The organism is Streptococcus sp., assembly GCF_030528045.1.
GTDB lineage: Bacteria > Bacillota > Bacilli > Lactobacillales > Streptococcaceae > Streptococcus.
In genome coordinates this window covers 57,240-70,576 of record NZ_JAUMZR010000001.1, presented here as the reverse complement: position 1 = coordinate 70,576, position 13,337 = coordinate 57,240, and the positions used below count along the sequence as shown (strand labels likewise).

At 42.9% G+C, this 13,337-nt stretch carries 12 protein-coding genes and 1 pseudogene; all 13 read right to left on the bottom strand.

Annotated elements, in window-relative coordinates:
• Nucleotides 1-25: 25 nt before the first annotated feature.
• Nucleotides 26-1,156 carry an ABC transporter ATP-binding protein gene (locus tag Q4A91_RS00340; RefSeq protein WP_303203963.1) on the bottom strand — a complete coding sequence of 377 codons (1,131 nt, stop codon included), beginning with the start codon at nucleotides 1,154-1,156 and terminating at the stop codon, nucleotides 26-28.
• 113 nt (nucleotides 1,157-1,269) lie between these two features.
• Nucleotides 1,270-2,139 (bottom strand): PucR family transcriptional regulator, encoded by an 870-nt coding sequence (locus Q4A91_RS00335; RefSeq protein ID WP_303203962.1) that lies wholly within the window; start codon nucleotides 2,137-2,139, stop codon nucleotides 1,270-1,272.
• Between the two features lie 3 nt (nucleotides 2,140-2,142).
• A complete protein-coding gene (locus tag Q4A91_RS00330; protein ID WP_303203961.1) occupies nucleotides 2,143-2,529 on the bottom strand; it encodes a Mini-ribonuclease 3 in 387 nt (128 codons plus the stop codon).
• A complete protein-coding gene (gene cysS / locus Q4A91_RS00325) occupies nucleotides 2,522-3,865 on the bottom strand; it encodes a cysteine--tRNA ligase (protein ID WP_303203960.1) in 1,344 nt (447 codons plus the stop codon). Before cysS ends, Q4A91_RS00330 begins: the two co-directional genes overlap by 8 nt.
• Before the next feature lie 82 nt (nucleotides 3,866-3,947).
• Complete coding sequence (locus tag Q4A91_RS00320; RefSeq protein ID WP_303203959.1) at nucleotides 3,948-4,832, bottom strand: GNAT family N-acetyltransferase; 885 nt, start codon at nucleotides 4,830-4,832, stop codon at nucleotides 3,948-3,950.
• 11 nt (nucleotides 4,833-4,843) lie between these two features.
• Entirely contained in the window at nucleotides 4,844-5,461 is a 618-nt protein-coding gene (gene cysE, locus Q4A91_RS00315; RefSeq protein WP_267247145.1) for a serine O-acetyltransferase, read from the bottom strand.
• Between the two features lie 15 nt (nucleotides 5,462-5,476).
• Nucleotides 5,477-7,690, bottom strand: coding sequence for a polyribonucleotide nucleotidyltransferase (pnp, locus tag Q4A91_RS00310; protein WP_303203958.1), 2,214 nt, complete (start codon nucleotides 7,688-7,690; stop codon nucleotides 5,477-5,479).
• 431 nt (nucleotides 7,691-8,121) lie between these two features.
• Nucleotides 8,122-8,988 carry a methylenetetrahydrofolate reductase [NAD(P)H] gene (gene metF, locus Q4A91_RS00305; RefSeq protein ID WP_061421607.1) on the bottom strand — a complete coding sequence of 289 codons (867 nt, stop codon included), beginning with the start codon at nucleotides 8,986-8,988 and terminating at the stop codon, nucleotides 8,122-8,124.
• 94 nt (nucleotides 8,989-9,082) lie between these two features.
• On the bottom strand, nucleotides 9,083-11,332 hold the full coding sequence (gene metE / locus Q4A91_RS00300) for a 5-methyltetrahydropteroyltriglutamate--homocysteine S-methyltransferase (RefSeq protein ID WP_303203957.1): 2,250 nt from the start codon (nucleotides 11,330-11,332) through the stop codon (nucleotides 9,083-9,085).
• 353 nt (nucleotides 11,333-11,685) lie between these two features.
• Nucleotides 11,686-11,979 (bottom strand): helix-turn-helix domain-containing protein, encoded by a 294-nt coding sequence (locus Q4A91_RS00295; protein WP_000797751.1) that lies wholly within the window; start codon nucleotides 11,977-11,979, stop codon nucleotides 11,686-11,688.
• On the bottom strand, nucleotides 11,969-12,334 hold the full coding sequence (locus Q4A91_RS00290; RefSeq protein ID WP_303204008.1) for a type II toxin-antitoxin system RelE/ParE family toxin: 366 nt from the start codon (nucleotides 12,332-12,334) through the stop codon (nucleotides 11,969-11,971). The genes Q4A91_RS00295 and Q4A91_RS00290 overlap by 11 nt, the downstream gene beginning before the upstream one ends.
• A gap of 156 nt (nucleotides 12,335-12,490) precedes the next feature.
• Nucleotides 12,491-12,856, bottom strand: coding sequence for a TIGR02328 family protein (locus tag Q4A91_RS00285; protein ID WP_303203956.1), 366 nt, complete (start codon nucleotides 12,854-12,856; stop codon nucleotides 12,491-12,493).
• A pseudogene (locus Q4A91_RS00280) lies at nucleotides 12,843-13,244 on the bottom strand (YbgA family protein); the annotation flags it as partial. The pseudogene Q4A91_RS00280 and the gene Q4A91_RS00285, both read right to left, overlap by 14 nt.
• Nucleotides 13,245-13,337: the final 93 nt, after the last annotated feature.

The following is a 13,337-nucleotide window of genomic DNA, read 5'->3' as shown; positions in this document are numbered from 1 at the left end:
AGCAGTGTTTTGACATTTCATTTGCTTAGTAGACTGTTTTTTCAGTTTCTACGTCGAAGAAGTGTGCTTTGTTCAAGTCAAATCCAAGTTCAACCGTTGCACCTGTTTGCAAGTAGTCACGAGCATCCACTTTTGCAACAAATTCGTCTTTACCAACTTGGCAGTAAAGGTGAGATTCTGAACCAAGCAATTCTGATACTGAGATAGTAGCTTTGATAACTGATTCTGGGAATGTTTCAAGGAAAGCGGGTTCTGCGTTCACATCTTCTGGACGGATACCGAAGATCAATTCTTTTCCTTCGTAGCCTTTGTCACGAAGAACTTTCAAAGCACCTTCTGGTACTTTCAAACGGAAACCGTCAGAAACAATTTCGCTACCAACCAATTTTACATTGATGAAGTTCATAGCTGGGCTTCCGATAAATCCTGCTACAAATTTGTTAACTGGATTTTTGTAAACTTCTTGAGGGGTACCGATTTGTTCAACACGTCCGATAGTACCTGTACCAGCAGGGTTCTTAGTAGCTGACATGATAACAATACGGTCTGCAAGAGTCATCGCTTCTGTTTGGTCGTGGGTTACGTAGATAGTTGTAGCTCCGATACGACGGTGAATTTTCGCAATTTCAGCACGCATAGATACACGAAGTTTAGCATCCAAGTTTGACAAAGGTTCGTCCATCAAGAACACTTTTGCATCACGGACGATGGCACGACCCATGGCAACACGTTGACGTTGACCACCTGAAAGGTCAGCTGGTTTACGATCCAAGAATTCCTTCAAACCAAGAATTGCTGCCGCTTCTTGCACACGTTTGTCGATATCTTCCTTGCTATATTTACGCAATTTCAAACCGAAAGCCATGTTGTCATATACAGTCATGTGTGGATAAAGAGCGTAGTTTTGGAATACCATGGCGATGTCACGGTCTTTTGGAGCTACGTCGTTGACAACCACGCCATCGATAGATGCAGTACCTTCTGTGATATCTTCAAGACCAGCAATCATACGAAGAGTTGTTGATTTACCACATCCTGAAGGACCTACGAAAACGATAAATTCTTTGTCTTTGATGTCCAAGTTGAAGTCTTCAACTGAGTAGTGTTCGCTGTTTGGATATTTTTTGTAAATGTTTTTAAGATTTAATTCTACCATCGAAGTGAACTCCTTTTGTCTTTTGATAGTTTTATTATAGATGAAAACGCTTTACTTTTCTATGGCAAGGTGACCAAAAAAATAAAAAAGTTCTGTGCAACTTGCACAAAACTTTAAACAATATCTGGTAAAATCAACTGATAACACAAGGTCAAATCTGTCAATTCTTTCAACTGTAGCCCTGTTAACTCTTCCCATTTATCAATCTTGTATTGGAGAGAATTGCGGTGCAAGTAGAGTTGCTGAGCTGTCTTAGTTAGGACTGCACTATTTTCCCATAAGGAGAGAATGATTTCCTGAATTTGATCCTGATCCAAAATCATCTGGTGTAGATAATCTTTGATCAAACCAAGATCCACCATTTTTTCACCCATACTCCAAAGGTAAAGTTGAGAAAAAGTATGGAATCCTTGATGACCTTGACGCCACCAGTTTTTAAACAAGTCGCGTTCAGCTTTGATGAGATCTGTCAGACTCTGATTTCCTATTTGCGACCAGACCTGACCAAGCATAATAGACAGACGCACCCCAAAGTCGTATTCTACAGCTTCCAAGGTATCTGTCAAGATTGAGCGAACCGAGGTATACTTGTCCTGTTGGAGAACAAATAGGTAATCCTGAGCTCCCACCTGAAGCACTGTCTCGCAATTAGGAAAGAGGGTTCTCATCATATCCAACCAAGAAGTCAAGTTTTCCTGTTGGAAGTAGGAAAGATGGCAATAAACCAGCTGAATCTTTTTGAAAGTTTGCGGTGCCTGCCCCTTCCCCTCGATCAGATAGGGATACCAAGGATTGAGCGAGCGAGCCTGCTCCTGCTGGGTTAAAAGGGCAATTAACTGCTTTTCACGTTCGCTGAGCCCAGCTTCTTCCAGTAAAATCCACTGCTGAGAAGCTAAAGGGAGAGTAAGATAGCCTGGTTTCTCTACTGGCTGATCTGAAATCTGAGTTTCAGGGAACCAGTCTTGTAATTCCTTTGCAATCATATTCTAGCCCTCCACTTTTTGGATGCACCAAGAAATTATGATCTCTAGGCGCTCCACATTTTCAGTCAGATGGAGATAGCCCATCACCGCCTCAAAGCCAGTAGACATGCGGTAAGTCACCACATCAGCATTTTTAGCCTTTGTATGACTATTGGTATTGCGACCTCGTTTGTAGATTTCTTCTTCTTTTTCCGTCAGGACTTGCTCTTCCAACATGAGGGCAATCAAGTGAGCTTGAGCCTTGGCTGACACATACTTAGTTGCCTCTTGGTGGAGTTTGTTGGGTTTGGTCATGCCTTTAAGGATGAGATGGCGACGGATATACATGGAATAAACCGCATCTCCTTCGAAGGCAAGCGCAATCCCGTTAATGAGATTGACATCAATCACGAGTCCACCTCACTCCATCCTTGGTGTCAAGGAGATTAATTCCTTGAGCCGCCAATTGGTCACGGATTTGGTCTGCTGTCGCAAAGTCACGATTAGCACGCGCTTCTTGACGTTTTTGGATCAAGGCTTCGATCTCTGCATCCAAAACTTCCTCAACAAAGACAATTCCAAAGACTTCCAACATAGCCGCAAGAGCTTCCTTAACACTTGCATCATAGCTTCCTGAGTTGATCCATTTGGCCATTTCAAAGACAACTGTGATACCGTTGGCAGAGTTGAAATCCTCATCCATAGCGGCAACAAACTTATCTTTAAAAGCCTGCAACTCTTGAGCATCTACAGTTCCAGAAAAAGGTTGCTCATAAGTGTTTTTTAGATACTTAAGATTGGTCTCGGCATCACGCACTGCTTTTTCCGTAAAGTTGATAGGTTTACGGTAATGCTGAGTGGCAAAGAAGAAACGCAACACTTGCCCATCAAGAGTTTTAAGGGCATCGTGTACGGTTATAAAGTTGCCCAAGGACTTAGACATCTTGACATTGTCGATATTGACAAAGCCATTATGCATCCAGTAGTTAGCAAAAGTCTTGCCTGTTTTTGCTTCTGACTGGGCAATTTCGTTGGTATGGTGAGGGAACTCCAAATCAGCTCCACCACCGTGGATATCAATAGTATCGCCCAAAATCTCTGTTGACATGACCGAACACTCGATATGCCAGCCCGGACGACCAGGTCCCCAAGGACTATCCCAGGAAATTTCGTCTGGTTTTGCAGCTTTCCAAAGGGCAAAGTCTACAGGATTTTCCTTGCGAGCTGTTTCTTCATCGGTACGACCTGAAGCACCTAGCTCCAAATCTTCCAAGGTTCTATTGGCCAACTTGGCATAGTTGTGGGATTTTTCAACACGGAAGTAAACATCCCCTTGACTCTCGTAAGCATAACCTTTTTCAATCAAGTCTTCCACAAAACGGATGATGTCAGCCATAAACTCTACCACACGAGGATGGCGAGTCGCAGGCTTGACGCCCAAAGCCGTCACGTCCTCACGAAAGGCAGCGATGTACTTGTCCGCAACCTCCTGAGGCGTGATACCTTCTTCTTTGGCACGGTTGATAATCTTATCATCCACATCCGTGAAATTGGAAATATAGGCAATCTCGTAGCCACGGTATTCGAAATAACGACGAATGGTGTCAAAAGCCATCGTTGAACGAGCATTCCCCACGTGGATATAGTTGTACACGGTTGGCCCACAGACATACATCTTAACCTTACCGTCCTCAATCGGGACAAAGTCTCGCAAATTACGAGACATGGTGTCGTAGATTTTAATCATAAAATAATAGTCAGGAAAACCAAAATCCAAGAACACTTAGTTTCATCACTAAGAGTTCAATTGAATTTCAGTCCGAATGTCTCTAGACTTCGGAATCCCTTGCTCCTTTCTCGTTCAAATAAACCACCTGGGTCTGTTTGACAAAACCGATTTTTTCATATAAGCGTTTGGCACCGACGTTGCTATCCTCTACTGCAATCTGAAATTCCTTATCATTTTGCTCAATTAGTTGGTTAACAAGGGATTTTGCTAAGTAGCTTTCATAGCCTTTCCCACGTTCAGGTTCAGATATTGCTAAACCGTAGAAGTAATTCGTATTAGTCGATAAATCTACCGTGCAAGTTCCAATAACCTGACCGTCTTTTAACAAAATATATAAGCGACTTTCTAGATCCCTCAGAGCTTTAGCAACATATCTATCCACAATCTCTCTAGACTCATGTTCCTCTGAAAACGCCTGAAATTTTAACTGGCTAATTTGCTCCTGATACGAACTATCTGCTAATAAAACTTCAAGATTAGAAAGTTTTGCTAACTGATAAGGTCTTCTATCCTTACCTAACCAGGTTTCTGTCTCTTCATCCTCGACCAATCCCCAGTCACTGACAGAATCAGGATGACGCTCTAGAAAAATACGTTCTGTCTGAAAAGTCACTGAACGAATAGGGAAAGAAGCTGTTTCTTTCTCAAAACTCGTAAACAAAGCACGCGCAATTCCCTGACGACGATAATCTGGATGAACCAGTATCGTCACTTCTACATCTTGATCATCAGCATAGACAGTTAAGAGACCAACAAGTTCGCCTTTTTCATAATAAAGGAAAAAGGCGGGCATGTTTGGGTCAAAATTAAGCATGTTAGAGAGATAGGGATCACGATAGGTACCGTCATAGCTTTGGCAACAGTTAATTAGTTTTTTCGCCTCAGATAGCTCCTCTTGGCTTAACTTGTTTCTTGCTTGAATCATATAGGTATCCTCTACAATCCAGACGATCTGTGACTGGCTTCTTTAGCCTGCTCGAGTTTATTGACGTAGTACTCACGTTTTTCTTCGACTTCGTGAATGACCGGCTCATCCTTCTTACCATGAACACGGACAATCTTAGCAGGAATACCGACAACTGTCACATCACTAGGTACATCTGCCACGACTACTGCAGCTGCACCAACCTTGGCATTTTCACCGATTTCTACCGGTCCGATAACTTGGGCATGGGCCGATATGAGAGCTCCTTTACGCACAGTCGGATGGCGTTTGCCAACATCCTTCCCTGTTCCACCAAGAGTCACTCCGTGATAGAGAAGAACGCCTTTTTCAACAATCGCTGTCTCTCCAATTACCAATCCTGAACCGTGGTCGATAAAAACACCTGAGTCAATCTGGGCACCCGGATGAATCTCGATTTGGGTCCAAAAACGCCAAAACTGACTGTGCATCCGAGCCAGGAGTTTGAAGCCATGCTTCCAGAGAAAATGCGAGAGACGGTGGGCAGCTAAGGCCTTGACACCTGGATAAGTCAGCAAAACTTCCAAACTGTTGCGTGCCGCTGGATCATTTTCTTTTACAATATCAATGGTTTCGCGCCACCATCCCATACATTTCTCCTTTTCTTATTCTGAATCTTTTGGTGTTTCTGTAACTTCTTTCTTAGGTTTGTGGTCCTTGTGATGACGTGGACGGTGAGGTCGCTCAGACTTTTCGCCTTTTTCATCATGCTCAGGTTTTGGCGGACGAGGAAGAAGAACTTTCATAGAGGCATCGATACGGCCTTTTTCATCAATCTTGATAACCTTAACATCGACTTCATCACCGATAGCTACCAAGTCCTCGACACGGTTGGTACGAGTCCAAGCCATTTCAGAAATGTGAACGAGGGCATCTGTCTTGTCAAAGAGGTTGACAAAGGCACCAAATTTCTCGATACGGACAACCTTGGCATGGTAAACTTCATCCACTTTGGCTTCACGAACCAAACCAGCGATGATTTCTTTGGTTCGGTTAATGGCATCTTGGTCGCTTGAGTAGATAGATACATTACCTTCTTCATCAATATCGATTTTAACGCCTGTTTCAGCGATAATCTTGTCAATAGTTTCGCCACCCTTACCGATGACAATCTTAATCTTGTCCACATCAATCTTGATGGTATCAATTTTCGGTGCAGTTGGAGCCAATTCTGGACGAACTTCTGGAATGGTTGCTTCAATCACATCAAGGATTTCAAAACGAGCTTTCTTGGCTTGAGCAAGGGCCTCAGTCAAGATTTCTGCAGTAATTCCTTGAATCTTGATATCCATTTGAAGAGCTGTAATCCCGTCACGAGTACCAGCAACCTTAAAGTCCATATCTCCAAAGTGGTCTTCCAACCCTTGGATATCTGTCAATACTGTGTAGTTATTTCCATCTGAGATAAGACCCATGGCAATACCAGCTACCGGTGCCTTGATTGGCACACCACCAGCCATAAGGGCAAGCGTTCCCGCACAGATAGAGGCTTGAGAAGATGAACCGTTTGATTCTAAGACTTCTGCTACCAAGCGGATTGCGTATGGAAATTCTTCCAAGCTTGGCAAGACTTGAGCAAGAGCACGTTCACCGAGAGCCCCATGACCAATTTCACGACGACCAGGCGCACCGTAACGACCAGTTTCCCCTACAGAGTATTGAGGGAAGTTATAGTGGTGCATAAAGCGTTTCTTGTACTCTGGATCCAAACCATCGATGATTTGAGTTTCACCCATTGGAGCCAAGGTCAAGACTGAAAGAGCTTGCGTTTGTCCACGAGTGAAAAGGCTAGAACCATGTACACGAGGAAGATAGTCGACCTGCGCATCTAAAGGACGGATTTCATCGACCTTACGACCATCAGGACGCACCTTGTCTTCTGTAATCAAACGGCGTACTTCAGCGTGTTCCATTTGTTCCAAGATTTCAGCCACATCACGCATGATACGGTCAAATTCTTCATGGTCTGCATATTTTTCTTCATAAACAGCAGTCACTTGGTCTTTAACTGCTTGAGTTGCAGCTTCACGAGCCAATTTTTCTTCTACTTGAACCGCTTTTTGAAGGTCGCTGTTATAGGCTGCGATGATTTCAGCTTGCAAGTCAGCATCCACATGAAGCAATTCCACTTCTGCTTTTTCCTTACCGACCGCAGCAACGATTTCTTCTTGGAAGGCAATCAATTCTTTAACAGCTTCGTGTCCTTTCAGAAGGGCTTCCAACATGATTTCTTCTGACAATTCTTTGGCACCAGACTCAACCATGTTGATTGCATGTTTAGTTCCTGCAACTGTCAATTCAAGAAGCGATTGCTCTGCTTGTTCTTGACTTGGGTTGATGATGATTTCACCGTCGACATAGCCCACTTGTACCCCAGCGATTGGTCCGTCAAATGGAATGTCTGAGATAGAAAGCGCTAAAGATGAACCAAACATAGCAGCCATAGGTGCAGAAGCATTTTCATCATAAGAAAGGACGGTGTTGATCACTTGCACTTCGTTACGGAAACCTTCCGCAAACATGGGACGGATGGGACGGTCAATCAAACGCGCTGTCAAAGTCGCATCTGTTGAAGGACGTCCTTCACGTTTCATAAAGCCACCAGGAAACTTCCCAGCCGCATACATTTTTTCTTCATAGTTGACTTGAAGAGGGAAGAAATCCCCAGTTGCCATTTTCTTAGACATAACTGCCGCAGTCAAGACAGTTGACTCACCGTAACGCACGACAACCGAGCCATTTGCTTGCTTGGCAACCTGACCAGTCTCTACAACCAACTCACGACCCGCAAAAGTCGTTTGAAACACTTGTTTTGTCATTTTAATCCCCTTTGGATTGATGAAATTATACGCCTTGCCTACAAAGATCAAGATACTAAGGTCGCAAAAAGCAAAGTAAAAATAGGAAACTGGCGAAGTCTTCGATGAAGACAAGACAGTTTATCTTTTTTACACAGCTTTTCGGCCGGGTTCAATTACTCATGATAGCATAAATTGACGCAGCGTGCGATACACACCAGGAAATCTATCTTTTTCACTAGGGATTTAGCCCGTGTTCAACTTTCAAGATACTAAACCACTATGCAACTCGATGAGATAGGGATTGCAACAGCCTTTTTGTATCGTTTATACCCTCATCTTTGTATCAAGTACGTACAGAGTCTATTTTATCATATTTTTCTTAAAAAGTACGGGCTTTTCTATTAAAAAGGAACCATTCCCCTCACCTGAGAAGAATGGTTTGCTTTTTATTATCCTAAAGACTGATGGTTAAACAAGGCATGGGTTGCTTGGTGGATGTATTTTGCTGTTTCAGCATTGTTCATGGTGTAGAGATGCACACCAGCAACATCCTGGGTTACCAAGTCCACGATCTGGTCCACTGCATAGGCAAGTCCTGCTGCTCTGAGCGACTCAGGGTCATGCTCATACTTGTCTAAGATGGCTTTGAATTTGCGTGGAAGGTGGATATTCTCACAAGTCTTCAAGAGACGAAGCGCTTGGTTACGGTTAAGAATGGGCATGATTCCCGCATGAATAGGAACATCAATCCCTGCCAAGGTACACTTGTCTTGGAAATCGTAGAAACGCTCATTGTCAAAGAAAAGTTGCGTTACAAGGCTGGAACAGCCTGCATCCACTTTCTTCTTGAGATTTTGAATATCTGAGATTTGGTTTGGCGAGTCAGGATGCCCCTCTGGGTAGCAAGCGCCAATAATATCAAAGTGAGGAGCTTGTTCCTTGATGAACTCGATCAAATCCGTTGCGTATCGGAAATCCTTTTGTGGTTCCACATCAGGGATAATATCCCCACGCAGGGCCAAGATTTTCTGTACACCAACCTTATCCAAGTCTGCAATGGTTTCAGCAACTTTTTCCTTGGTCAGATAGATAGCTGGCAAGTGGGCAATGGTTGGAATCGCCAAGTCATTCTGGATAAAGTCAGCCAAACGAACCGTTGTTTCCTTGATATTAAATTTATTATTGCTGGCAGTCACACTGATAAAGTGCGGTGTCAGCTCCCGCATATCCTGCAAGGCTGAAATAATTTTATCATTACCCACAGCTGGGTTTGGAGGGAACACTTCAAATGAAAGTGACGGAGTTTGGCGTGACATAGTCATTATCCTTTTCTTTTTGATTTCATGATTGCTGAGCCAGCTAGGGCCAAGCAGTTCCTTGATCAGTCAGTGTCAAGAGAGAAATTCTATCTTATAATTTCTCACGCGCAGCTTTTGCTGCTTCGACAAGGCGGATCAAGCTTTCTTTTGTTTCTGGAATACCACGTGTTTTCAAACCACAGTCAGGGTTGATCCAAACTTTCTTGCTTGGAACTTTGGCAAGAATAGCATCGATTGTGTGGTCGATTTCGCCTTCATTTGGCACACGAGGTGAGTGGATATCGTAAACCCCAGGTCCCACTTCTGTTTGGAAGTTTTTCGCTTTGAGTTCGTCCAAGATTTCAAGGTTTGAACGGCTTGCTTCAAAGGAAATAACGTCCGCATCCATGTTGTCGATGGCTGGGATGATATCTGTAAATTCTGAGTAACACATGTGAGTGTGAATTTGAGTATCTGGCGCTACTGTAGAGTGTACTAAGCGGAAGGCTGGAATAGCCCAGTCAAGGTAGTCTTCGTACCAGTCGCTACGACGAAGTGGCAATTTCTCACGAAGAGCAGCCTCGTCGATTTGGATGATTTTCACACCTGCAGCTTCAAGGTCAAGAACTTCATCCTTAATAGCAAGGGCGATTTGAAGAGTTGAGTCCTTGATAGAGATGTCTTCACGTGGGAATGACCAGTTAAGGATGGTAACAGGTCCTGTCAACATACCTTTAACAGGTTTGTCAGTACGGCTTTGTGCGTAACTAGACCATTTGACAGTGATAGGGTTAAGACGAGTGACGTCACCCCAGATGATTGGTGGTTTCACCCCACGCATACCGTAAGATTGTACCCAACCATTCTTAGAGAAGAGGTAACCTGACAAGTTTTGACCGAAGTACTCAACCATGTCGTTACGCTCAAACTCACCGTGTACAAGCACGTCAAATCCAACTTCTTCTTGCCATTTGATCCATTCGTCGATGGTTTCAGCAAGAAAGGCATCGTACTCTTCTTGTGACAATTCACCCTTACGGTAAGCCAAACGTTTGGCACGGACTTCCTTAGTTTGAGGGAATGAACCGATGGTTGTTGTTGGAAGAGCTGGAAGTTTAAAGGCTTCTTCTTGGATAGCTTCACGTTCTGCAAAGGCTGGCAAACGAGTGTAGTCTGCGTCAGTCAATCCAGCGATGCGCGCACGAAGTTCTGCATTTTCACCCACACGCTCAGTCGCAAAGAGTTCTTTGTTAACTGCAAGTGCTTCTGCACCTTGACCATTTCGGATAGCATCCAAGTCACGAAGTTCTTCCAATTTTTCAACTGCAAAGGCAAAGTGGTTCAAGATAGCTGGTTCAAATTCTTCGTTAGCAGTTGTAAATGGCACATGAAGAAGTGAGCATGAGCTTGTCAATACGATGTTTTCAGCTGGGATTTGCTCAAGAACAGCCAAGCTCTTTTCGTAGTTGTTTCGCCAGATGTTTTTACCATTGACAATACCTGCATAGAGAGTCTTATCAGCTGGGAAACCACCTTTAACGAGTTCAAGAGTTTTTTTACCTTCAACGAAGTCCAAACCAATGGCATCTACTGGCAAGTTCACAAGGTCAGAGTAGACGTCACGAACGTCACCGAAGTAAGTTTGAAGCAAGACTTCAAGACCTTTTTTGTCAGCCAAGAGTTTGTTGTAGAGGTTCAAGAAGAGAGCTTTTTCTTCAGCTGTCAAATCTTTGACAAGAGCTGCTTCGTCCAATTGGATACGAGTCGCACCAAGCTCAGCCAATTTAGCAAAAACTTCTTGGTATGCAGCCACTAAGCTATCTACGAAGTCTTCTGCTTTCACGCCTTCTTCAAAATCTGATAATTGAAGGAAAGTGAATGGACCTACAAGAACAGGACGAGTGTTGAGACCAAGTTCTTTGGCTTCTTGGAACTCATCAAAGATCTTGTGACCAGCCAATTTAACTTGAGTGTCTTTTTCAAATTTAGGAACGATGTAGTGGTAGTTGGTGTTGAACCATTTCTTCATCGGAAGGGCACGAACGTCCCCTTTTTCTCCTTGGTAACCACGTCCCAAAGCAAAGTAGCGTTCAAGTTCTGATAATTCCAAGTTTTGAACAGAAGCTGGCACCACGTTAAAGAGGAAAGCAGCATCTAGGAAGTTGTCATAGTGAGAAAAGTCATTTGATGGAATTTCAGTAATGCCTTTTTCTTTGACAATGTTCCAGTGTTTGGCACGCAAGTCTTTTGCTGCTGCTAAAAGTTCTTCTTCTGAGATTTCTTTTCTAAAGTATTTTTCAGTTGTAAATTTCAATTCGCGGAATTCGCCCAAACGAGGGAAACCGATGATTGTAGTTGACATGATGTGTCCTCCAAAATTTGTTGTTGAAACTATCTTAACAGAAAAGAAACTGTCTGTATAATTGTAAATAATTAGGCTTTGATATAGTTTGAAACTATATCACTTTTTCAAACAAAAGAAAAAGACTTGAGACCATCGTCTCAAATCCTTTGTATAGCTTGTTTGGTGGCTGTATTTTAGTTGAAATGCTCAAACGAGCTATTGACGATTCTCATCAGTGACTATGGCTTGTTATTAGAAAAGACTATAGGTTGATTTTCCTTTGGTATTTTTGATATTTCCCTGAAAAAGTACGGACGGGAGATGAAATTGTCCAGTGGATGATTTTAGCCAACCAAGTAATCTCATCTCTATCAACTTTTTTCCTGTTCAAGTGGGACGACTGCTAGTGTCTTTCCTAAACTGGCTAAAACTTTTAAGACCGTATCCAACTGAGGACTGGTCTTTCCTGTCTCCATCCTAGCTATAACAGGCTGGCTTACTCCACTGAGTTCCTCTAGCTTTTTCTGACTGATACCTTGCTCATGCCTAGCCTCAATTAACTCACTCATAATAGCCACTCGCATATCGCTTTCAAGAATTTCTTCCTTGGTAAAGAGTTCTGTCCGAACATCCTTCCAATTACTTCCAATGGCACTATTCTTCATCACTTAACCCTCTTTCTTTTATGTCCTTCAGTTCACGCTTGGCTTTTTCAATTTCTCTCCTAGGAGTTTTCTGAGTCTTTTTAACAAAATGATGTAAGAGAACAAAACTCCCATCAACCCACGCTATAAATAAAATCCTATCCCTCAGAGGTCTTAGTTCCCATATCTCATCTTCTAAATGTTTAATATAGGGTTCACCAGCTCTAGTCCCATGCTGATTAAGTAGCTCGATATAGTCGTTTAGTTTATTGAGTTTTATGCGACTATCCTTACTTTTACGACTAGCCAATTCTCTCATATAATCCAATACTGGCTCATTTCCATTTTTGTCCTTATAGAAGTAAATTGTATGCACCAAGCAACCTCTTTTCAATTTAATTATAACTTAAAAGTTATTGAAAGTAAATCCTAATACCCATAAAAAGAAGACCTTAGAATCATTCTAAAGGTCTCATTTTTATTATTCGAAAAAATTATGAGAAGAGTTATAAATTAGAGATAATCCTGACTCTTACTTCAGCTTAATCCCTTTCTCACGGAGATTAGCCAGACACTCCTCATAGTATCCTGCATCATGCTCACTATAGATGGGCTTGCCTAGCTTCTCCTCTGCTAAGTCTTGATAAGAAGAGCAAGTCTTACCACGGTAGTTCTTGTCCAACCACTCTGGACTGACATTGTAGCCACGGTTATCCATCTCCTCCATGATCAAGCGATGATAAGCATAGAGGTGATAGGGCGAGTGAGTAAAGACATAGTCCACCGTCGCATGCTTTCTGCCCCAACCATTGCCACGCAGGGCACAGCACTCTCGATGTTGGCCTAAAAGCTGCGGACGGGGAAGTTGTGAAATCAAGGCCTCGTGCCAAAGTCTCATGGGAGTCTCCTTTCAGTAAAGTAGAATGTTGCAAGTAGGTATTTGGATAGCGATCAAGCAAGTCTCGAGTTTTAGCGATCAAGTCTTCCTTGGAAGCCTGACCAAAGCGGTAGCGATCCAGTAAGAGCATATAGTCCTTACGCTCGGCATCTGTCGCTTTCTTTTTGAAATAGCCCCAAACATGCTGGAAGGCATTGCAAACCTGACCATTGTGTTCTGGGATTTGACAGGCACGGTCAATCATCTCTTAAACCTGACTCAGCTCCACCTGTTCATTCTTCAAGTATTGGCGAATCTCATTGTAAATATTGCTAGAATGGCTCAAAACGAGGTATTTGTTTCTAGCCCAGAGTTGCTGGCACTGGGATTTTTGGTTAGTTTGTTCCATCTTTCTCCTTGCTATCTATCTGTTTCCAGGAAATATGGAAATAAAGTTGTATTTTTAAAAACGAGAGAATTATGAGCGAATCAATTAAGCCCA